Origin of the sequence: Anaeromassilibacillus sp. An250, assembly GCF_002159845.1 — a bacterium.
Classification (GTDB): Bacteria; Bacillota; Clostridia; order Oscillospirales; family Acutalibacteraceae; genus Anaeromassilibacillus; species Anaeromassilibacillus stercoravium.
Window position 1 is genome coordinate 83,761 of the sequence record NZ_NFJK01000011.1, and the last position, 21,344, is coordinate 105,104.

A 21,344-nucleotide genomic window follows, 5' to 3' on the forward strand; every position below is an offset into this window, starting at 1 on the left:
CAAACTTTTCAAAACTCCTGTGACTGACCTTTTATTTTTATATTGACAATACAGTATGACATACAGTATAATAACATTAGGAGGTGACGCTGATGGGAGAAGAGAAAGATTTATTATCCTCTTTGCTTTTGGAGCTTCGCAGAGGCACACTGACAATTAGCGTACTCAGCCAGATGAAAGAACCGAAGTATGGGTATGCTTTGGTACAGAGCTTGGAAGAAAAAGGCGTTGCCATTGACCCCAACACCTTGTATCCTCTCCTTCGCCGGCTTGAGAATCAGGGGCTTTTGGAAAGCAAGTGGGAAACCGGTGGCGCAAAACCGAGAAAATATTATCAGCGGACAAAATACGGAACAGAAATTTATGAGAAGCTGAAAGCATACTGGCAAAACTTATCCGCCGGAATGGACCGGTTATTAAGGGAGGAAGAATCATGACGCCAAATGAAAAAGACTATATGGATCGATATATTTACCAGGTAATCCGTCGGCTTTCCAAAGCTCAGCGAGATGAAGTGCGTATGGAGCTGGAAGAGCTGATCAGCGATATGTATACGGATAAAGGCTCTATGGAAGAGGCGCTGACTGAACTCGGCGATCCTGCTGAATTTGCAAAACAATATCAAGACGACCAAAGATATTTGATTGGCCCGGAATATTTTGACACCTATCTGTGGTTTGTTAAGGTTGTCATAGTCTGTGCTGCCATACCGATTTTGCTTATTTCTCTGATAAATGCCATAGGAGAAATGCCTGCGATTACTGCACAGAACTCTGCTTCTGTCATTATCCGAGCCATTGTAGATGGTCTAATCACCGGAATTACTGATGCTATTCTGTCCTGCGTGTCCGCATTCGGTGCAGTGACCTTGACTTTTGCCATTATGGAGCGGAAGAAGGTTCAATTCGAGCTGAAAAAGGAAGAAAAATGGTCCTTAGAAAGTCTGTCGGGAGAAGGCAAAACTCCAACTTCCCGCTCCCGTTGGACGCCAAAATTTTTAGAGCCTGTACCCGATAAAAAAGCAATCATAAGTCGGGGCGACAGCGTTGTAGGCATTATATTTATCGTTATTTTTAGTGTGCTGCTGATTTTTGCTCCTCATTTCTTTGCTGCGTTCTTTACAGAAGGCGAAACCGTAATGACCGTACCTATTTTTAATCTGGAACAGTGGGGCATCGTTCTTCCCGTCTTTATACTAAGTCTGCTGATTGGTCTTGCAGACGAGATATTACGCTTGATTGTCGGAGTCTACTGCAGACTGGTAATGATCAGTAATATAGTGTGCGGAGTACTTCAAATTGTATTGAGCATCATTGTACTAAAGGTCTTACCCATTTGGAATCCGAATTTTGTACTTGAGATTGAACAGGCGTTGGGCGATCATGCAGATTCAGGAGCAAGATTTCTCACTTACTGGAACGCTGATATGGTGTCCAACGGGTTTCTTGCTTTTATTGTTGCAATTACCCTATTCGAGATTGGCGTAACAATTTATAAAACGCTCCGTTATGGTGTTGCCGTCAAAAGCAACTAAAAAAAGAGGCTATCATGTCTTGGAAAACATGATAGCCTCTTTTTTTAGTATGCAAAGATTTATAAATCGTTATATTTTAATGGTTTCAAATATCAGATTACATTCATCTGCGTTTTCACACCACAGCTAACTTTGTTCAAAAAAGCACCGCTAAAAAATGCCGTCCTTGTCCTTTCAGAAGTGAGAGGCACAGGGACGGCAAAATTTTTCTCCGCTGAAAAATCCCGGTTCTGTCCTTTCAGAGACAGAGGGGCAGGAAAGCCGCTCAGAAACGGAGGTGCTGCGGATGCAGGAAAACACGGAGACAACCAGAGACAGGCAGCTTGACGAGGAACTCGCCGATGTGCTGATTGCCATCAGCGTGATCGCGAAGCGTCTCGCCAGAAAACTGCAGGCCATCAACGAGGAAGGAGGAACGCCGGATGGGGAAAATGAGCGACCTGGACTTACAGATTAAAGAGCTTCGCTCCTGCGGGGAGACCATCATCGGAATCGCCAATACGCTGGCAGGGATGTTTTCTTCCGGGACAGCGGAGGATACGCCGCCAAAGGCAGGCCCCAAAGAAAAGCCGAAAACACCCGCCTTTGAAGAGGTGCGCCATCGCATGACGGTAATCGCCCAGGCTGGGTACTCGGCAGAGGTAAAAGCCCTCATCACAAAGTACGGAGCGCGGAAGCTGTCAGACATTGATCCTTCCAGGTATGAGGAGCTTCTAAAGGAAGCGGACGCGCTCGGAAAGCCGGAGGCGGGAACCGATGGGTAAGCATTCTTTCCTTTCCGCTTCCGCAAGCCACAGGTGGATCAACTGCCCGCCGTCGGCCCGGCTCTGCGAGGAGTATGCGGACAGGCCCAGCGAATACGCCCAGGAGGGAACCGACTGCCATGAGCTGTGCGCTTATAAAGTGGAAGAAGCCCTCGGCCGCAGGGTGAAGGACCCTACAGAGAACCTGACCTACTACTCCCAGGAGATGGAGGACTGCGCCGATGGGTACTGCGTCTTCGTAATGGAGGAAGTGGCAAAGGCAAGGGAACACTGCACCGATCCGCTGGTGCTTGTCGAACAGCGGCTCGACTATTCCCGCTATGTGGGGATCGAGGGCAGCTTCGGCACTGGGGACTGTGTCATCGTATCGGATGGGCTTCTCCACATCATCGACTACAAGCACGGGCTTGGCGTCCTGGTGTCAGCGGAGAAGAACAGTCAGCTTTCCTGCTATGCGCTGGGCGCCCTCGACCTGTTCGATGGCATCTACGATATTGCGCAGGTCAGCCTTACCATCTACCAGCCACGACGGGAAAATGTCAGCACATACACCATGAGCCGGGAAGAACTTCTGGCCTGGGCTGAGACCGTGCTTGCCCCTGCCGCAAAGCTGGCATACGAGGGCAAGGGCGAGTTTAAAGCCGGGAATCACTGCCAGTTCTGCAAGGCAAAAGCTACCTGCCGCAAACGGGCGGAATATAACCTGGAACTGGCACGGTATGACTTCGAGATGCCCGCGCTCCTGGGGGATGATGAGGTCGCCGCTATTCTTACCAAAGCGGACGAGCTGGTCTCCTGGGCCGGGGACATCAAGGACTACGCCCTGCAGAAAGCCCTGTCCGGGACGAAGTTCACAGGATTCAAAGTGGTCGAGGGCCGCTCCAACCGGAAGTACACCGATGAGGCCGCAGTCGCCAAAGCGGTCGAGGATGCCGGTTACGAGCCTTATGAGAAGAAACTGCTGGGCATCACGGCCATGAGCCAGGCCCTTGGCCGGAAGAAGTTTGAAGAGCTGCTCGGCGGCCTTGTCTACAAGCCGCCCGGCAAACCCGTACTTGTGCCGGAGAGCGATAAGCGCCCGGCCATGAACACAGCCATTAACGATTTCAAAGAAAATGAGGAGGACAACAACTATGGCAAAGATCGTAAATAAGACGAAGGTAATCACCGGCCCCAGAACCCGCTGGAGCTATGCGAATGTCTGGGACCCCAAGAGCATCAACGGCGGCACGCCCAAGTACAGCGTCAGCCTGATCATCCCGAAGTCCGACAAGAAAACCGTGGAAGCCATCAAGGCGGCGATCCAGGCGGCCTATGAGGAGGGCGAGTCCAAACTGAAGGGCAACGGCAAGACCGTCCCCGCGCTCTCAGTCATCAAGACCCCGCTGCGTGACGGCGATGCGGAGCGCCCCGATGATCCGGTCTATGCGGATGCGTACTTCATCAACGCCAATTCCGCCACCGCCCCCGGCATCGTGGATGCGGACCTGAACCCCATCCTGGAGCGTTCCGAGGTGTACTCCGGCGTGTACGGCAGGGCCAGCATCAACCTGTATGCCTTTAACTCCAATGGCAACCGGGGCATCGCCTGCGGGCTGAACAACCTGCAGAAGATCTCCGATGGGGAGCCGCTGGGCGGCAAGAGCCGTGCCGAGGATGATTTCTCCACCGAGGATGACGATGATTATCTTTCCTGAGACAACACAGGGCGGCAGTCACCGCTGCCGCCCGCCCATTCAAAGAAAATGCGAGGTAAATGGATATGACAGAGTTTTATGAGTTTGCAAAACAGTTCGATGTGATCGTGATATTCATTCTCCTGTACGGATTTGCCGTCGGCAGCATCGTGTACTGGATCACCGACTTCCTGCACTGGTGCTGGACAAAGTTCAAGAAGCACAGGGAGAAGAAACGCCAGGCAGCAAAATAGCCGGAGGAATAAGCAATGCGCACCGGGCGGCGGGAACAGCACTCCTGCCGCCTGTTTCTTATGGAGGTAAAACACATGGCAATCCACACCCTATCAATCGACTTGGAGACCTTTTCCGATGTCGATCTGAAAAAATGCGGCGTGTATAAATACGCCGAGTCCCCTGATTTTGAAATCCTGCTCTTCGGCGTATCCGTGGACGGCGGTGACGTCACCGTATATGACCTGGCGTCCGGCGATACCGTACCGGAGGAGATCATCCGGGCGCTCTCGGACGATTCCGTCATCAAGTGGGCATACAATGCGTCCTTCGAGCGGGTCTGCCTTTCCGTCTGGCTGCGCCGGAACTATCCGCAGTATTTTTCTTCCTACAGCATAGAGGAGGACACCGTCCGGAACTACCTTGACCCGTCCTCCTGGCGCTGCTCCCTGGTATGGGGCGCGTACATGGGGCTGCCCCTCTCTCTGGAGGGGATCGGCAAAGTCCTCAAGCTGGAAAATCAAAAGATGGCCGAAGGCAAGGCGCTCATCCGCTATTTCTGCGTCCCCTGCAAGCCTACCAAGGCCAACGGCGGCAGGACGCGCAACCTCCCGGAGCATGACCCGGTGAAGTGGTCAACCTTCATCGCGTATAACAAGCGGGATGTGGAAACTGAAATGGCGATCCAGCAGAAGCTGTCGAAGTTCCCCGTGCCGGATTTCCTGTGGGAAGAATACCATCTCGACCAGGAGATCAACGACCGGGGCATACAGCTCGACATGGTTCTGGTGGAACAGGCCATCGCCATCGATGAACGTTCCAGGGAAGAACTCTCCGCAAAGATGCGGCAGCTTACCGCCCTGGAAAATCCGAACTCCGTCCAGCAGATGAAGGAATGGCTCACAAAGCACGGCCTTGAGGTGGACTCCCTGGACAAGAAAGCCGTGAAAGAGCTTCTGAAAACCGCGCCGCCGGAGCTTGCCGAGGTGCTGGAGCTGCGCCGGCAACTTGCCAAGTCCTCTGTGAAGAAGTACCAGGCCATGCAGAACGCCGTATGCGCGGACGGCAGGGCAAGAGGGATGTTCCAGTTTTACGGGGCCAACCGCAGCGGCCGCTGGGCGGGCAGGCTGATCCAATTGCAGAACCTACCGCAGAACCACATGGCACATCTGGAGGACGCGAGAAGCCTTGTTCGTTCTGGCGATTACGCCCTGCTATCTGCACTGTATGATTCCGTGCCGGAAGTCCTGTCGGAACTCATCCGCACGGCATTTGTGCCGAGGGACGGATATAAGTTTATCGTTTCCGACTTTTCCGCCATCGAAGCCCGTGTGCTTTCGTTTTTGGCCGGCGAGTCCTGGCGGCTGAAGGTCTTTGCGGAGAACGGCGACATCTACTGCGCCAGCGCCTCCGCCATGTTCCATGTGCCGGTGGAAAAGCACGGGCAGAACGCCCATCTCAGGCAGAAAGGCAAAATCGCCGAACTCGCCCTCGGATACGGAGGATCGGTGGGCGCTCTCAAGTCGATGGGCGCTTTGGAGATGGGTCTTGCCGAGGAGGAACTGCAGCCCCTGGTGGACGCCTGGCGCACCTCCAATCCGAACATCGTGCAGCTTTGGTGGGATGTGGACAATGCGGTGAAAACCACCGTCCGCCAGCGGCTGGACACAGAGACACACGGCATCCGGTTCCGTTATCGCAGCGGGATGCTGTTCATCGCTCTTCCCTCTGGCCGGCAGCTCTGCTATGTGAAACCGAAGATGGGAACAAATAAATTCGGCGGCGATTCCGTCACCTATGAGGGCGTTGGCAGCACAAAGAAGTGGGAGCGCATCGAATCTTACGGTCCGAAATTTGTGGAAAACATCGTCCAGGCCATCTCCAGGGACATCCTCATGTATGCCATACGGACGCTGTCCCACTGTTTTATCGTCGGCCATGTCCACGATGAGCTGATTATTGAGTGCAGTATGAGTGTATCTCTGGACGCCGTATGCGAGCAGATGGGAAGGACACCGCCGTGGATAGAGGGGCTGAATCTCCGGGCGGATGGCTATGAAACCATGTTTTACAAGAAAGACTGAAAAAGGCGGTGCCTATCGTGATGATAAGCACCGCCCACTTTTTAACGGTTGAAGATGTCCTTTACCAGCGGCTGCACCAGGCTTCGGATTTTTTTAATATCGTCCGACACCGTGCGCTGCTTGATGCCCAGCTCGTCCGCCATCTCCTGCTGGGTGGCTCCATCGTAGAGCAGACGGAAAATCCTGCCGTACTTCGGCTTGATTTCTGTCAGCATGGAGATAAGGTCTTCCAGGATGGTTTCATAAATCACATCATCCTCAAATGACCCTTCGGCAATCGGCTCCGCACCCTCATCCATCAGTACGGAGAGGGAGGCGGACTTATTCCGCTCACGGCTGGCCTCCGAGAAATGCTTGCACTCCTCACAGCGGTTGCTCTCCGGGCAGCGGATCAGCTTGCCGTTTTTGCCCTTGACCATGCAGCGGCCATCCCGGTCTTCCCGTTTGATTTCCGCCCAGATCGGCGCCATGTACGCCCGATACTCCTCCTCGGTCGCATCGACCATGACTACCCTGCATTTGCGGTTGCCGATGCGGCGCCAGGTGACTTCCTCCGGCTTAATGCCAAAATCACGGATGACCTCGTCGGTTACCATCATTGGGATCTGATGCTGCTTGTCCTGCTTTTTACTCTGATTTTCTGCCATTTTCCGGGCCCTCCTTCGACCCTGTCTGGTCGAAATGAGGACTCGTAAGAGCAGCCGGGAAAATGTGCACAGTTGACCAACCGAAACGAAATCCTCATTTCAGTGCTGGCCAACTATTCCAGTCGTTGGCGTTATGTTCAGTTGTCTGCCGCTCTGCTCTGGAATCATCCGTGATCGGCGGATGAGCTTTGCAGCAGAGTAAACCGATTTTTTAGATTCGCAAATTCTCGTATGCGTTCGCAACTCAAAATTTTGCGAAGGTGTAGAAATTTCATCGGAAGTGTGATAGAATACAGATGTGTATTTCACTCGCGTCAGGAAATTTCTATCCGTCCGGTTTACTGATTCCAGTTTATCAAAACGGCTTATTTGAAAATCGGACTGTACGGACAGCCACGGACGCTCTCGGACAGAGGATAAATCTTAGAGCAAGGAGGTAAATGAGGCATGACATTTTCTGAGTATGCTTTGGGTCTTTCCCCATTTATTTCATATGGAAAATCTGAGCATGACTATTTCACAGAGCTTATCGGAAATTTCATAAAAGATGCCGCAATGGACTCCTGCCAGATATTGAAAAGGAAAGATGACACAAAATATCGATATATAAGAGGAACCCGTACCATACCACAAAGGGATGCAAAATATCTTTACACCCATCGGGATTCGGATAAGTTCTCAAAATGGATTTGGGAGCGGATGGACGAGTCCGACTCTTATGACAGCGTGGTAGACTGGCTAAGCAATTGCGGAATTGCAGATGCCGATCCAGCAATCGCATGCGCCAGCTTATTGGAGCGTATTTTTCTGGATATTATCAATGCTTCTTCTGTATCTCAGACCGTTCCAAAACCGGATATTGATTTAGAACTGATTAATGAAATCGAACAAAAAATAAAATCGCTGCCGCGTCCGACTAATGTGCCGGTTCCCGCAACAGCGACTGATGATGAGCAAAAATATATAAATGAACTGTATTTGGCATATGCCGATGCCGAAGGTCTGAGCGCTTTCTCAGAGGATGACCTTTCCAGTTTCCCAGATTATGCAGAGGATTTGGATGAACGCCGTATTGACTTCTACGCCGCTGAAACAATACGGCGCGGTGTATTAGAACTTGGAAGTGGCAAATTGTCCGACCAGTTTAATGTGTTAAAAGGCGAAACATTCGATGGAGTGAAGGATACTGCCAAACGCACTCATCCGAATGGCTTCGATCATATGCTTGCTGTAATGGAGCAGGCTGTCAATGCCCCAGTAAACAACTATCTGCTCAGCTCTTCTCCATACTGGATCAGCGGAAAAATTAAAAAAGGCGTATGCCATCATCTCGTAAATGACGGCAAGTTAGTATGGGTAAAGAGGAGGCGAAAGAAATGAATACTTCTGCTCTTGGCTCCACCTTTGAAATCTCTCTCCGTATTCTTTTGCTATTGAACGAGGTACACGGGACATCTTTGGACGAGCAACAGATCGGAGCGGTTGATTTTATTTCTGTCTATGCCGCTGATTTTGACCTGTTAGACGAAAATCTTCATGGCTACAGCAACTATAGATTCAGCGAATATCCTGCAAGGAAACGCCTCGTTTCTTCTGCTATAAAAGAACTTTTGCTGGATGGAAATATTCGGTTTCAGATGGCTCTAACAGGGTACAAGTATTCCATAACAGAGGCAGGAAAAAGCATCTGTAAGAAGCTAACCAGCAACTATGCCGATGAATATAGAATTGCGGTTCAAACTGTGATAAAAAGTTTTGACAATGCAAACGCCGAGTTGATGCTCCGGGAAATTAATCGGCTCACCATCCAATCGTTAGAAGGAGGTCAGGCATGAATAGATTCTACATTGAAAAACTCGTCGTGTCTGGCGGAGGGCACAAAGCGTCCGTTATCGATTTCCGGCCAGGATTGAATTTTGTTTTAGGGCCTTCTAACACCGGAAAAAGTCTTGTAATGGACTGCATGGATTATGTGTTCGGATTTACACCTAAAAAGAACCGCCCTTCCAAGATTGTTGATAACAGCTATGGATATGACCGCATTGCCCTCCATTTGGCCACTGATCGGGGAACCGTAGTTTTGGAGCGTAAGATCGGTGATTCCAAAATCAGTGTCAATGGAACAGACCCTACCGTTGATCACGGTTCTTATAGTGTAAACCACAATGCGAAAAAGAACATCAATGCTGTCTATCTTCATTTGCTGGGCATTGATGAGCCGCACTCTGTGCGTTCAGCAGAAACAGGCTCAAAAACCCAAGAACTGACATGGAGAAGTATGCTTCACCTGTTTTTTATCCGCCAAGCTGATGTGGCAAGAGAAAGCTCTTCTCTGTTAGCTCCTGGCAGCTTTGGTCCTACAGCCTCTGCCGCCGTTTTACTTTATCTGTTGACCGGCCAAGATGCAGATGATCTTGAAGCGGATGAAGATCCAAAAATCAGCGCGGCAAAGAAAAAAGCTCTGATAGGCTATATTCAGGAAAAAGTGAATGAACTGTCTGGCAGACGTGAAAAGCTGGAGCAGGCACTTTCTTCCGAAGAAATCACAAGCCCTCACACGAGTGTTGAGCGGGTGCAAAAAGAAATTTCCGAACTACAAGCACAGTTGGATGCCGCCTCAAAAGAGAGCCAGCAGATTATGTCGCAAATATATGAATGGAATGGAAAACTTTCCGAGTCCCAAACCGTGGGGCATAATTTCGCTATCCTGCGGCGGCAATATCAATCTGATATCAGAAGAATCGGCTTCATCGTTGAAGGCGCTGCAAGTACTTCACCTGTGCGTAAAAAAGTTAAATGTCCGGTCTGCGGTGAAGAAACTGAGCGAACCTATGACACAACCTTTATTGATGCTTCTGCCGCTGAACTTGAAAAGATTAAACGGCATTTGTCTGAATTAAACGATGCGCAGCATAGTGTCGCACGCCAGCAGGAAAAAATCATGGCAAATATCCGCGCATTAGAAGAGCGAAAGGGCGCTATCGATACTTTAATTTCAGAACAATTGCGGCCAAAGCTATCTGCATTTGAGGAAGAGCTTGAAAAGCAGCTTAAACTGATGCGTTTGTCGAATGAACTGGAGATTATCCGGCAGGATGAAGTCCAGTATAGAAGTGATTTGTTCAGCAAAGAAACGGAAGAGATATCGACACCTCAAAAGCACAGCATTTTTGAGGATTATGGCTATGACATCATTCACGGCTTTGAGGAAAAATTGCGGGAAATTTTAAGAGCATCTAAAGTTGGCGGTGCAGAAACGGCCAGACTAAATATGGAGAACTTTGATATTGAGATTGGAGGACTAAAGAAATCTGTTTCAATGGGCGGCGGCTTCTGTGGCATATTGAACACGATTACCACCCTTGCGATGAGTTCTTATCTCATAGAGTTGGGGCGGCCGGCTCCCGGTTTTTATGCTGTTGATTCGTCTTTGACGCAGTTATCTGAGGCGGAGCATAAAGAGCAGAGCGATACCATTAAACAGAATTTTATTGAATATCTCATTGATCATGCTCATGAACGCCAGGTGATCCTTGTTGAACAGACAAAGCGTATGCCCTTTATTCCCTCTGAGGATGAGGAAAGAGGAGTCCATGTGATTCGCTTTACCCGGAACAAGCAAGACGGTAGATACGGTCTTTTGAACGAGGTTTTTAATCCGGAAGATCAATGATCCTACATAATTTGCTGTTAATGAAAGAGCAGGAGGCAGACGATGAGAATAAGCTATAACAAATTGTGGAAAATGCTGATTGACCAAAATATGAACAAACGCGACCTGGCAGAAAAAAGCGGCGTGAGTACAGCCTCTATTGCCAAACTGAGCAAAGGCGCAAACATTACCACGGATGTGCTTCTTAAGATTTGTGAGGCGATGAATTGCCACATAGAGGATATTCTTGAAACGATTGACGATCAGGAGGAAAAGTAAAATGGCTATTGATTACGAACAGGCAAAGGCTCTTCTCAACAACTCATACGAAAAAGCTGCCCAGGAACTTCCTGCAGCCGTGACTCAGTATATCACAGACAATAAGGATGCGCTGGATACAATCTTTTCCTCAAAAACACAGTCCTATCGTGAGGTTCTGCTTGGCTGTGCAGTGGCAAGATATCAGGACAGGAACTGCAATATCCGGCACCCCTATGTCAAACAGGGCGAGGACGCTTTTAATGGGCGCACTCTGGATGAGAAGGCAATCAATCCGTTCCTGTTTTCAAAGCAGATCCCTTGTTCCAAAGGTCCTTATCTGGCGACTTTCCGCAGGAATGTTACTTTCACTGAAGATACAAGGGATGGATTGCGCGATAAGGAAGGCTTTGACGCTTTGCTGTCACTGATTTCCACCTTGGAGGCTGTGTCCGAAAGTGACGAGGTGGAAACGATCATCATTGCCTTATTGAAGTGCTTTATCGACCTCCGTGAGCAGTCGATTGTCCGACTTGTTCCAATCCGCCGACTCCGCATCGATCAGTACCGTATGTTCCTAAACAAACTACAGCATCGCCAGAGCGGCGGCCTTATTCCCATGCTCCTGACGGATGCCGTCTTCTCCACTATCAACGGTCAGATGAATGCGGGGTGGACCATAGAACGCCAGGAGATCAACGCCGCAGATGGTGCGACCGGCGCACCAGGTGATATTACGATTTACAAGGATGGAGCGATCTTTAAAGCCATTGAAGTTACTGAGCGGCCAATAGACGGCTCCCGCGTTGATTCCACTTTCTCCACAAAAATCACACTGAACAACGCCGCTGAGTACTTATTCGTTTATACAAACGACCTTCCAAGGGAAAATGCGCTGGAACGAGCAAAAGCGTATTTTGCGCAGGGGTATAATATCAATTTCGCTTCCATCACAGATTTAACCATCCACATCCTGCTTTCTGGAGATGAGGCATTTCGGACTGCATACAATGAAAGAATGTTTGAACTGTTCAATGCCCAGGATGTACAAGCAACGATTAAGGTGGCTTGGAACGATGCCTTGACCGAAGCAATGCAGGCATAAAAAACGGGAATGTGTACCACATTAAGGTAACACATTCCCGCTTTTTACGCTTGGAGATATTCAGCAACAGCCGATGCAACGGCTTCCGCCATTTTACAAGGCACTGCATTGCCGATTTGTTTATAAATTGCCGCCGGCTTGCCGCAGAAGATATAATCATCTGGGAAGGTCTGAATCTTAGCCGCTTCCCGTATCGTAATTCTTCTAAGGCGGCAGGGAGCTTCCTTGTATTCCGGGGTAATCGTTCCATCCATCAAACCTTTATGGTAGTTCTCGATGAAATTATCATCTGCCTCCCCATACAAGTAGTCTTCATCTATAAACGGCGTTTTATTCCCGCCCATAGAAGCCGGAAGGGTATTCGCATAGCCATCGATATCTATCGGGCGTCCCTGCCCATTAAAGTACATACCCGCATAAGGGGATTTACGCATAACCGGCCGTGCGCAAAAATTAATCTTTGCCACACAAGTCCGTGGATTCTCCTCACTGCCTGCTTTGCCAAGAGGTAACAAGATATCCCTGATGGGAGCGGCCTTCATTTTATGATGTGTGATAAGCTGATGAAGACGCTTTTCATCAAACGAATCCCCTCGGATTCCAATAAAGAATACGCGCTCGCGCTTTTGAGGCACGCCATAATCTGTGGCATTTAAGACAAAATAATGGCACGAATATCCAAGGTCAGAAGCCTTCTTCAAATAGCGTTCTCGTACATCTTTCCATTTACTCAGTTCGCCCAGGGCTTTTACATTCTCCATCACAAAAGCTCTTGGCTTGACTCTTTCAACGACATCCAGGAAAGTAAAAATCAATTTGCTTCTGTCATCATCAGGGTCCATTTTCCCCGCTACTGAAAAGCCCTGGCATGGAGGGCCTCCAAACACAAGATCAATCCCCTCGTATTTGCCAAGAGAATCGATTACATTATTGATGTCATCGTTGACCATTATACAGTCTGGGTGATTGGCTCTGTAGGTTTCAGCAGCATCGGCAACCAGTTCATTGGCAAACACAACTTTTATCCCGGCATTCTCAAAACCGACATCCATGCCGCCCGCCCCAGAAAACAACGAAATGGCTCTTAACGGCTCACTCATCGGCTTTTTCTCCTTCTTTATCATGATGAATACGGAAAATCAATTCGTTTTCCTGCGCATTCAAATAAATATCAAAAGTGGTCTTTCCCTTTTCAACTCCCATATTAGAAAGGATTGCTTTCGGCATTCTTACTCGCATATCCTGCTGCAACACATAGGTATCAAGATAAATGCATGAATCTGTCACGGCGTCTTTCCTCCTTGCCCTTAATTCAGTCTAATTATAAACTGTTTTCAGTCCAGAGTCAAGCCTCTATACCACAACGAGGACAGTTTCTACATTTTAACGATAGCCCTACTCTGTAACGATAGCTTTTCTATCGTTACAGAGTACCGTAAAAAAGTGTGAACCACCCCGACAAAGCCGCCATTCTGCCTATGCCGTCACTGTGCCGAAAATAAAAAACCGCCCAGAAACGGCGGATTTACGGCATTTTTGAGGATATGGAATTGTATCAATCTCGGCGTGGTTTTGTCGCAGATGGTGTCGTCCGGGGTGGGTTGCAACAACTCCACCATCATTTCCCGGATGTGCTTGGGAGTGCAAAACTGGCCGTTCTGCCCAGCGGTAGCCAGTTTGCCCAGCATGTACTCGTACAAGTCGCCCTGCATATCCAAATCGGCAATGTCATGCTCATACAGGTCATCCAACCCTGTGATGATTTTTTGCAACACCTGCGGCGTAGGAATCAGGAACATCGCATCGCTCATGTATCGGGCAAAGGCCGTCTCATTCTGCAAATCACTGCTGGAATCGTCGGCGATTTCCACCAGTTCCCCCTGCTCGGTGAAGTCCGGCATGCGGCTATGTTTCATGTTTTTGATGGCAGGGAAGACCCGCTGGGAAATTACATTGAAAATATCGCGGGGATCGTTGTTCTTGAATTTACTCCAGCGCATGGACTGTCCAACGGCAGACTGGGGGAAAATCTTCTCCATCTTCTCGCCGGTCATATGCTCAAATTCTTCCGTTTCCAGCTCTTTTTCGTCCAGAGAGCGGATAAACATAAGATAGGTCAGCTGTTCGATGACGGTTAGAGGATTGGTAATGCCGCCCGCCCAGATGTCCGTCCAGATTTTATCTACTTTATTTTTAATCACACCTGTAATCATGCATCTATTCCTCCGTTTTCTGTATCAGGGATAAATTCCATCACGTCTCCGATATTGCATCCCAGCACGGTGCAGATTTTTTCCATGCTGTCCATGGAGACAGGCTCACCTTTACTTAATCGTGCTAAAACATTGGTGCTGATTTTTGCACGGTGCATCATGTCGGTTTTGCTCAAACCATGGTCGATCAACTGTTTCCACAGCCGATTGTAACTGATTGCCATCCTGCACCTCCTGATATTTTTCATCTCTAGTATACTTGATTTTGCACTAAAAGGCAAATAAAATTCACGAAATAGTGAGCTATAAAACCGCGAAAAGGGCCTAGGATAGACTACCCAGGCCCTTGTGTAATAATTATATCATTTGAAAATGCTTCAACGCCTCCATAATCGCCGCTTCCTTTTCCGGCGGACACTGCGGCACTTTTGCATCTTCCTTCTTTGACAGGTTATAGTTCTGTCCCACATCCAACCCGCACTTGCGCTTTATCTGTGAGATATACAGGGAAGATACCTTCAGACCCGTATGTTCCAGCACATACGCCTTAATCTGCTCATAGGTCGCGCCCTTCTGGAACCCTGACATATCCATGTCCTCCAACGAGAACTCCACCCGTACTTTCTTCGAGTCGATTTCTCCCTTGGAAAGCAAGACAACCGTCTCCACATGATTTGTGTGTGGGAACATGTCCACTGGCTGAATCTCCTGCACATGATATCCCGCACGCACTAGGAATTGCAGATCGCGCTGAAGCGTCTCTGGGTTGCAGGAGATGTAAACAATCTTCTTGGGCGCTAACCCCGCCAAAGAAGTTAAGAACTGCTCGTCGCTGCCTGCGCGGGGCGGGTCCATGAGCACCACGTCGACGGTTTCCCCCTCGTCGGCCATTGCGGAAAGAAATTCCCCGGCGTCCGCATTGTAAAAATACACGTTCTTGATTCCATTGCGCTTGGCATTGGAAATGGCATCCCGGACAGCATCCTGGTTGAGCTCCACGCCGGTCACGTGTCCCGCACCGCGTTTTGCGGCAATCAGCCCAATGGTCCCTGTGCCGCAATAGGCGTCCACCACCGTTTCTTTTCCGGTAAACCCGGCGAGTTCAATCGCTTTATTATAGAGGACCTCGGTCTGTACCGGATTGATCTGATAAAACGACTTGGCGGATATGCGAAACACACAGCCGCATAGGGACTCTTCGATATAACCGGGACCGTAGAGCACCTTCTCCGATTCTCCCAGCACCATGCTGGTGGCGCGGTTGTTGACGTTCTGCAAGATTGTCGTGATCTCTGGATGCGCCTTGCGCAGGGCCTTCACAAAATTATTTTTTGCGGGGAGAATCGGGGAGACGGTCACCATCACGACCATCACCTGGCCGCTGACAAACCCACGTTTGACCAGCACATGACGCACCAGCCCACGCCCGGTGTCCTCGTTGTAGGGCTCCATTTTGAAATCTTTCATCAGCTTTCGGATGGTCCCGACAATGCGGTCCGCCGTCTCATCCTCAATCATACAGCTTTCCACAGGGACCACCCGGTGCGTGCTCGCCTGATAGACCCCGGAGACAATCTGCTTTCTTCGATCCAGGGCAAAGGCAGCCTGTACCTTGTTGCGATAGTGGTAGGGATGCTCCATGCCGATAATCGGGTTCACCCGATGGAACCGTCCCAGTAACCGTTCCACCAGCTCCTGCTTCCAGTGAAGCTGGCGCTGGTAAGACATATTTTGCAACTGGCAGCCGCCGCATTTCCGATACAGTGGGCACGGGTTGGGATTGCGCTCCGGTGCATGAGTCTCCCGCCGTCTTTGCTGTTCCTGATTCTCCATAGTGCATTCTCTCCGTTCCATAACGTCTTTTTCTACTTGTCTTCATTATAAGGGGCGGATTGTGGAAAAGCCAGTCCCATTTTCGCATTTCCCTTGCAGATGGCAAAAGGGCGTACGGTAAATTGGAACCATACGCCCTTTATTGAATACAAATCTTATCTGTCCGGCCGAAACATGATGTTGTTCACCGCTTCTATGCGGCTGTCTTTTTGCCAAAGCATCCGGTATGCGGTTTCGCCGGTCGCATCGTCTATATGCTGCTCGACCAGATGAAACCCGTGCTTCTGGTAAAAGCGCACCGCACGCCCGTTCTTTTCATAGACCTCAAGGGTTAAAGCGCGATATTTCTTTTGGCAGAAGACGAGCAACCCGCCTCCTACACCTTTCCCCCGGAAGGCGGGGGCCACAAAGAGCCCCGCTATGTAATCCTCCTGTAGGCCGATAAATCCGCGCACGGTATCCCCTTCCAAATCGACCCAGATCTCCGAGCAGGGCAGCGCCTCGCGCACAGAGCCGGCCGCCCCTCTCCAATAGGACGCCGGGATAAAGGCGTGCGCCTGTAAATTGCCATGGAGCCAAATGTCCATGCAGGCGTCCAACTGTTCCGGCTGCATGCGCTGGATGCGGTGATTTTTCACACAGTAGAGGATATGGGGCATGTCCACCCCATGGTAGTGTTTGACCATCGTCCCGGCGGGCTGCATCCCGTTGCGCCTTGCCACGCGTTGGGAAGCATAATTGTTGTCCCGGATGATGGAATACACCTCCGGCACGCCAAGCGTCTCAAACGCATACCGTTTACAGCCCTGTGCAGCTTCCGTCGCATAGCCATTGTGCCAATAGTCCTGGCGGAAGAGATAGCCGATTTCCACCACGCGCCTGCCGTTGCCCGCATCCTGCATGGTAAGGCCCGCTTGCCCTATAAAGGTATTGGTCCCTTTCAGCAGCACGGCCCACAGGCCAAAGCCGTCCGTTTGATAGCGCGTGATCTGCCGGTCCAGCCATTCCTGCACCTCTTCGCCGCTGAACGCGTGCTCATACGCATACATGGCGGTTTCATCCTGTAAAATGGTGCACAAGTTGGCAAAATCCCCCTGGTTCAGTTTCCGCAGATAAAGCCGTTCCGTCTCAAAAATCATGGTTCTTCCCTTCTTTCGATTTCCCTGCATATTCGTTGCGCCGCCTCTTCCGGGCGGATGGAGCTCACGTCGATTTTGATCGAATCCATTGTATCATAGAAGGGCAAGCGCGCGACACTGCGTTCGATCACATCCGCAGAGCGCACCCCATTTGCAATGTCGTCTTCCAGCCGGGCGCGCAAAGCCCCTTCCGAAAGGGTTAATGTAAACAGATAGAAACGAAAATCCAGATCCTGTAATTGCTCGAGCAACCCGTCTATGATTTCCCGCTGGTGCATGACCCAACCAAAGATGACCGTTTCATAGGCGGAACACCGCAGGAAATTCCGGAGCAGATAGACAATGTTGCCGGTCACCATGGCCTTTGTCTCCTCATTGACAAGAAATGGCTGCATATTCCAGCACCAATCGCCGTCCAGAAAAACGGCCGGCTGCATCTGCTTTAAAAGCGCTGCACAGGTAGCGCTTTTCCCGGCGCCCATGGTGCCGTTGACAAAGAGCAGCCGTTTTTGTGCCGCCCCCATCTCAGAGGCGGGAGGGAAGATGCTTTGCCAACATCTCCCGGCAATCGTCGTTCTGTTCCAACACATCCGTGGTACATTTCAGCGGTTCCGCATAGATGGTGGGATAGTCGATCTCTCCCTGCTCGGGGTGTACAGGAACGGCGACCTGTTCCCGGCAAGGGTCGTCGGGGAAAAACTGTGCATTTTTTCGCCCGGTATTGCCGCGCGCATCGACGCGGGTCCAATGATCCCGTTCCGCGATGTAAACCGCGTTCAACGCATGGATACAATAGCCGCCCTCCGGACGGTGCCGCGCCAGCCGCTGATAGCAAAACCCCACCGGGATTCCCGCGCTACGCAGCAGGGCCGCAAGCAACATGGACTTTGCATAGCAGATTCCTTCCCGGAAGCGCAGGGCTTCGGAGGCCGTGCGGGTGACGCGGCTGCTGTGGATATCCCCGGAATGGGGGATTTCATCGCGCACAAAGGTGAACGCCGCGAGAATCTTTTCCAGGTCGTTGGTGCATCCGGCAAACAGGCGGCCGGCCTCCTGCTGAATCGCTGGGTGGTGGTAATCGACATACCGGCTCTCCTGCAAGTAATCGCTGAGACGCCCGCTTTCCAAACGGTATTCCATTTATATTCTCTCCTGTCCTGCTTCACAAACAGCGCGCCCGTCCGCTCAGTCCCGTGGGAAAGGACGCTTTTGGTCGCTGACGCCGCAGATGTAATTTAAATCCACATTATAAAATTTTGCCAACACGATCACGCTGTCCAATGGGATGCGGATTTTGCCTGTCTCATAATCCGAATAGGTCTTTTGCCCCACATGAAGAATCCCTGCAATCCGCTCCTGTGTCAAATCCTGATCCTCGCGCAAGGCCCGAATCCGTTCTGTATAATGCATCAAAATCCCACCTATACGATTTTTGTCATGACAGCAGTGGAATGACCCTGCTGGCCTTCCGGTGTATAAAACCTAAAATGATTCGGAGGTGGCTTCCGTTGTTGGCGGGGGAGGTCAAGGATTTTTATCGGATGGGGCGGTCTTGTCCTGTGCGTTGGCGGTATTCCCTTTCCAGAAGATCTTGATCCACAAAACAATATTAACTATTTAGAATTATAAAATTATGTATCATAGCGCTAAACACACAGAACTTCATACATAAATTGAATATTAACGTTATGACTCATGATTATCAATTTTTGGTTTTCCATTGGGAAGATGTGAAGTTTTGTATTCCAACATACTCTCGAAATATTCACGACACAGTTTATCGTTTTTTCTTCCTACTGCTTTATCAATTGTAGAGACTACAATGGTAAGAAATATTGAAATAACCAAAGAAATACCATTTAAATAGCTTGACTCTCCACGGTAAAGAAGTCCGCATACAATAACCGCTGATATCCCGAAAATTGTCGTTCCATATTTTATAATTTTATCATATTTACCTCTTACATTTCTATAACCTTTTTGATCCCAAATAACTTCATTAATTAGTTGCCGATGATATTCCCAAGTCCATCGACTATCACGATCTTCTGTAAGAAATACCTGTATATATGCTGATATACGGTTGCAACCTTCCTGACAATTATTAATCTGTGATTGAAATATAAGCATGACTAAGTAAATCAAAAAGACTAGTACTGAATTTTTGGACTCAATTGTAAATCCAAGAATTGTAATGCAAAGAGTATACATTGTAATATAATAGTTACATATATTTTGAGTTAATACCATGATCTCATCTTTTAGGGTCTGATATTCGACATCTGATGAGATAGTACGTTGGTCATTGCTTTTTAACTCATCAGATATATTTTGATTTCTGTTTCTCATATTAAACTTCATTCCTCCATTTTGGTGCTTATGAAAGTTACACATATTTAATATAATTCTAAAAATACTCAACATCTATTTATTTTAATTTTATGCTAAGTATACGCTATACAGAGATGGCGTTCAATAGAGATATGATTTTTTATTCTTTGACAACTCTATAAAAAGCATTTGCGCGTTTGAGTCTTCTGATAAGTCTCAAAATAGCAATTATTTGTATCACCTTAATTTCGCCCCGCTCTTGGAAACCGCTTCCGATGGAATCACCCAAGCCTTGCAAAACCGGCTGAAATTGAGTAAAATAAAGAAACATTCCAAATAGAAAAAGGGTGGTTGCTTGTATCGGGCATGTATTTTTGACCTGGACGGAACCCTGGCGAATACACTGTATTCCATTGCCAACTTTTCAAACCGCGCGCTCCGGGCATGCGGTTATCCAACCATCGACCCGGAGGACTTCCGCAAGATCGTGGGGGATGGGGCGGATACGCAGATGCGCCGGATGCTCACACGCGTCAAGGGGGCCTTCACCGAGGAGGAGCTTTCCCATCTGCGCACCATATACGACGGCTACTATGCCGCGGACCCTACGGACCGGATTCAGCCGTACGACGGCATGATGGACACGCTCCAGCAGCTCCATGCGAAGGGAATCCGCCTGGCGGTCCTTTCCAATAAGCCCCATGCATGGACGGTCTCCATCATTCAAACAATGTTTGGGGACAAGCTGTTCGACTGCTACTATGGACAGCGCGCAGGGATTCCGAAAAAGCCCGCGCCGGACGGCGCACTGCGCATCGCGGAAGAGCTCGGCGTCCCTGCCAAGGAGTGCCTTTACATCGGCGATACCAACACCGATATGAAGACCGGTGCGGCGGCCGGGATGGACACCGCCGGGGCGCTTTGGGGCTTCCGCGACCGCCGGGAGCTGGAGGAAAACCACGCGGTCTACATTCTGGAAAAGCCCACAGAACTTTTGGGCATTGTCCTGGGTGACAAATGAGGGACGCCATGGAACGGATCAAAAAACTGTTAAAATCCAGCGGGGGAATGGGGCTGCGCATCGTCAAGACGGGCATTGCCGCCACCCTCTGCGTGGTGGTTTCTTATTGGCTGATGTTGGACACCCCGTTCTTTGCCGTGTCCACCACGGTCATTTCCATGGGGAAATCCATCGACATCTCCATCCGCGGCGGCAAGAACCGGATCGTTGGCGCAGCGATTGGCGCGGCGATCGGCGCAGCCTTTGCCATGGCGCTGCCGGGGAACGCGGGGCTGTGCGGCATCGGCGTCATCCTAACGCTGTATCTCTGCCACGTTTTGAAGCTCAACGGTGGGGCGCCGCTGGCCTGTATCATCTTCACCATCGTCGTGCTGTATCGCGGCTCGGACCCATGGTTCTACGCCGGGCAGCGCTGCCTGGAGGTCTTGATCGGCGTGGCCATTGCGCTGCTGGTCAATATCATCATCATGCCACCCAACTATGTGGCGCAGATCAAGCGCGCCTATGCCGACCTGCGCGGCCTTGTGGAGGAGTCCATCGACTTCGTCTCCACCGGCGACCCCATCGACATCCTTGCGATCAATCAGACGATCCGCGCGCTCTCCACGGCGGTGGAACATTACATCGGGGAGATCAAATTCTTCCGTGGAAACGATGAGGAGGTCTTTCAGATCTCCTGCAAGATCGCAACCTACCGTCAGATTCTGCACGAGCTCACCAGCATCGACGAGCTGGGACAGCGGCCCATCCCAAAGGATAGCCCGCTGTATCCGGTCTTTTCGTATCACCTGGAGCGGCTGATTGCATTATACGATGCATGTAAAGAGGAAGCATAACTTCATACGGAACCGGC

25 protein-coding genes and 1 pseudogene are annotated in these 21,344 nt (G+C 50.0%); 15 read left to right on the forward strand and 11 right to left on the reverse strand.

Features of this window, described 5'->3' with window-relative positions; genetic code table 11:
* Positions 1-92: 92 nt before the first annotated feature.
* The 8 genes from B5F54_RS11030 to B5F54_RS11055 all read left to right on the forward strand — a co-directional run bounded on the left by B5F54_RS11030 (position 93) and on the right by B5F54_RS11055 (position 6,292).
* Positions 93-437, forward strand: coding sequence for a PadR family transcriptional regulator (locus tag B5F54_RS11030; protein ID WP_087234144.1), 345 nt, complete (start codon positions 93-95; stop codon positions 435-437).
* Complete coding sequence (locus tag B5F54_RS11035; RefSeq protein ID WP_087234146.1) at positions 434-1,534, forward strand: HAAS signaling domain-containing protein; 1,101 nt, start codon at positions 434-436, stop codon at positions 1,532-1,534. The genes B5F54_RS11030 and B5F54_RS11035 overlap by 4 nt, the downstream gene beginning before the upstream one ends.
* A 286-nt stretch (positions 1,535-1,820) precedes the next feature.
* The gene (locus B5F54_RS17665) at positions 1,821-1,991 is read left to right on the forward strand and encodes a hypothetical protein (RefSeq protein ID WP_172749702.1); all 171 of its coding nucleotides are present in this window, start codon (positions 1,821-1,823) and stop codon (positions 1,989-1,991) included.
* Positions 1,957-2,298: a hypothetical protein gene (locus tag B5F54_RS11040; RefSeq protein ID WP_087234148.1), complete on the forward strand. Its 342-nt coding sequence runs from the start codon at positions 1,957-1,959 to the stop codon at positions 2,296-2,298. The genes B5F54_RS17665 and B5F54_RS11040 overlap by 35 nt, the downstream gene beginning before the upstream one ends.
* Positions 2,291-3,451: a DUF2800 domain-containing protein gene (locus B5F54_RS11045; protein ID WP_087234150.1), complete on the forward strand. Its 1,161-nt coding sequence runs from the start codon at positions 2,291-2,293 to the stop codon at positions 3,449-3,451. The genes B5F54_RS11040 and B5F54_RS11045 overlap by 8 nt, the downstream gene beginning before the upstream one ends.
* Positions 3,432-3,995, forward strand: a complete 564-nt coding sequence (locus tag B5F54_RS11050) for a DUF2815 family protein (RefSeq protein WP_009269281.1) — start codon at positions 3,432-3,434, stop codon at positions 3,993-3,995. The genes B5F54_RS11045 and B5F54_RS11050 overlap by 20 nt, the downstream gene beginning before the upstream one ends.
* Positions 3,996-4,060: 65 nt before the next feature.
* Positions 4,061-4,228: a hypothetical protein gene (locus B5F54_RS17670; RefSeq protein WP_172749703.1), complete on the forward strand. Its 168-nt coding sequence runs from the start codon at positions 4,061-4,063 to the stop codon at positions 4,226-4,228.
* A gap of 81 nt (positions 4,229-4,309) precedes the next feature.
* The gene (locus B5F54_RS11055) at positions 4,310-6,292 is read left to right on the forward strand and encodes a DNA polymerase (RefSeq protein ID WP_442856123.1); all 1,983 of its coding nucleotides are present in this window, start codon (positions 4,310-4,312) and stop codon (positions 6,290-6,292) included.
* A gap of 41 nt (positions 6,293-6,333) precedes the next feature.
* Here B5F54_RS11055 and B5F54_RS11060 read toward each other — a convergent pair whose 3' ends face one another.
* Positions 6,334-6,939 carry a sigma-70 family RNA polymerase sigma factor gene (locus B5F54_RS11060; protein ID WP_087234151.1) on the reverse strand — a complete coding sequence of 202 codons (606 nt, stop codon included), beginning with the start codon at positions 6,937-6,939 and terminating at the stop codon, positions 6,334-6,336.
* Between the two features lie 447 nt (positions 6,940-7,386).
* On the opposite strand from B5F54_RS11060, the gene B5F54_RS11065 reads away from it, so the two are divergent.
* The 5 genes from B5F54_RS11065 to B5F54_RS11085 are packed head-to-tail and all read left to right on the forward strand — an operon-like array spanning position 7,387 to position 11,954.
* Complete coding sequence (locus B5F54_RS11065; protein WP_087234153.1) at positions 7,387-8,319, forward strand: ABC-three component system protein; 933 nt, start codon at positions 7,387-7,389, stop codon at positions 8,317-8,319.
* On the forward strand, positions 8,316-8,774 hold the full coding sequence (locus tag B5F54_RS11070; RefSeq protein WP_087234155.1) for an ABC-three component system middle component 2: 459 nt from the start codon (positions 8,316-8,318) through the stop codon (positions 8,772-8,774). The genes B5F54_RS11065 and B5F54_RS11070 overlap by 4 nt, the downstream gene beginning before the upstream one ends.
* Entirely contained in the window at positions 8,771-10,612 is a 1,842-nt protein-coding gene (locus B5F54_RS11075) for an AAA family ATPase (protein ID WP_087234157.1), read from the forward strand. Before B5F54_RS11070 ends, B5F54_RS11075 begins: the two co-directional genes overlap by 4 nt.
* Positions 10,613-10,654: 42 nt before the next feature.
* On the forward strand, positions 10,655-10,870 hold the full coding sequence (locus tag B5F54_RS11080) for a helix-turn-helix domain-containing protein (protein WP_087234160.1): 216 nt from the start codon (positions 10,655-10,657) through the stop codon (positions 10,868-10,870).
* Entirely contained in the window at positions 10,839-11,954 is a 1,116-nt protein-coding gene (locus tag B5F54_RS11085; RefSeq protein ID WP_140400366.1) for a restriction endonuclease, SacI family, read from the forward strand. Before B5F54_RS11080 ends, B5F54_RS11085 begins: the two co-directional genes overlap by 32 nt.
* Positions 11,955-11,998: 44 nt before the next feature.
* Here B5F54_RS11085 and B5F54_RS11090 read toward each other — a convergent pair whose 3' ends face one another.
* The 10 genes and pseudogenes from B5F54_RS11090 to B5F54_RS11135 all read right to left on the reverse strand — a co-directional run bounded on the left by B5F54_RS11090 (position 11,999) and on the right by B5F54_RS11135 (position 19,488).
* Positions 11,999-13,054 carry a DNA cytosine methyltransferase gene (locus B5F54_RS11090; RefSeq protein ID WP_087234164.1) on the reverse strand — a complete coding sequence of 352 codons (1,056 nt, stop codon included), beginning with the start codon at positions 13,052-13,054 and terminating at the stop codon, positions 11,999-12,001.
* Entirely contained in the window at positions 13,047-13,241 is a 195-nt protein-coding gene (locus tag B5F54_RS11095) for a hypothetical protein (RefSeq protein WP_022131714.1), read from the reverse strand. Before B5F54_RS11095 ends, B5F54_RS11090 begins: the two co-directional genes overlap by 8 nt.
* Positions 13,242-13,528: 287 nt before the next feature.
* Positions 13,529-14,167: pseudogene (locus B5F54_RS11100) on the reverse strand (type I restriction-modification system subunit M N-terminal domain-containing protein); the annotation flags it as partial.
* Positions 14,164-14,391, reverse strand: a complete 228-nt coding sequence (locus B5F54_RS11105) for a helix-turn-helix domain-containing protein (protein ID WP_087234166.1) — start codon at positions 14,389-14,391, stop codon at positions 14,164-14,166. The pseudogene B5F54_RS11100 and the gene B5F54_RS11105, both read right to left, overlap by 4 nt.
* A gap of 133 nt (positions 14,392-14,524) precedes the next feature.
* Positions 14,525-16,000, reverse strand: coding sequence for a 23S rRNA (uracil(1939)-C(5))-methyltransferase RlmD (gene rlmD, locus B5F54_RS11110; protein ID WP_237966229.1), 1,476 nt, complete (start codon positions 15,998-16,000; stop codon positions 14,525-14,527).
* 155 nt (positions 16,001-16,155) lie between these two features.
* Positions 16,156-17,139, reverse strand: a complete 984-nt coding sequence (locus tag B5F54_RS18420; RefSeq protein ID WP_087234170.1) for an N-acetyltransferase — start codon at positions 17,137-17,139, stop codon at positions 16,156-16,158.
* Positions 17,136-17,729 carry an AAA family ATPase gene (locus B5F54_RS11120; RefSeq protein ID WP_330396779.1) on the reverse strand — a complete coding sequence of 198 codons (594 nt, stop codon included), beginning with the start codon at positions 17,727-17,729 and terminating at the stop codon, positions 17,136-17,138. Before B5F54_RS11120 ends, B5F54_RS18420 begins: the two co-directional genes overlap by 4 nt.
* The gene (locus tag B5F54_RS11125; protein WP_087234174.1) at positions 17,665-18,279 is read right to left on the reverse strand and encodes a transglutaminase-like domain-containing protein; all 615 of its coding nucleotides are present in this window, start codon (positions 18,277-18,279) and stop codon (positions 17,665-17,667) included. Before B5F54_RS11125 ends, B5F54_RS11120 begins: the two co-directional genes overlap by 65 nt.
* 45 nt (positions 18,280-18,324) lie before the next feature.
* The gene (locus tag B5F54_RS11130) at positions 18,325-18,549 is read right to left on the reverse strand and encodes a helix-turn-helix domain-containing protein (RefSeq protein WP_087234176.1); all 225 of its coding nucleotides are present in this window, start codon (positions 18,547-18,549) and stop codon (positions 18,325-18,327) included.
* A 276-nt stretch (positions 18,550-18,825) separates the two neighbouring features.
* The gene (locus B5F54_RS11135) at positions 18,826-19,488 is read right to left on the reverse strand and encodes a hypothetical protein (protein WP_140400367.1); all 663 of its coding nucleotides are present in this window, start codon (positions 19,486-19,488) and stop codon (positions 18,826-18,828) included.
* Positions 19,489-19,825: 337 nt separating this feature from the next.
* Here B5F54_RS11135 and B5F54_RS11140 point away from each other — a divergent pair, with 337 nt between their 5' ends.
* Complete coding sequence (locus B5F54_RS11140) at positions 19,826-20,491, forward strand: HAD family hydrolase (RefSeq protein ID WP_087234180.1); 666 nt, start codon at positions 19,826-19,828, stop codon at positions 20,489-20,491.
* A gap of 8 nt (positions 20,492-20,499) precedes the next feature.
* Positions 20,500-21,327: an FUSC family protein gene (locus B5F54_RS11145; RefSeq protein ID WP_172749705.1), complete on the forward strand. Its 828-nt coding sequence runs from the start codon at positions 20,500-20,502 to the stop codon at positions 21,325-21,327.
* Positions 21,328-21,344: the final 17 nt, after the last annotated feature.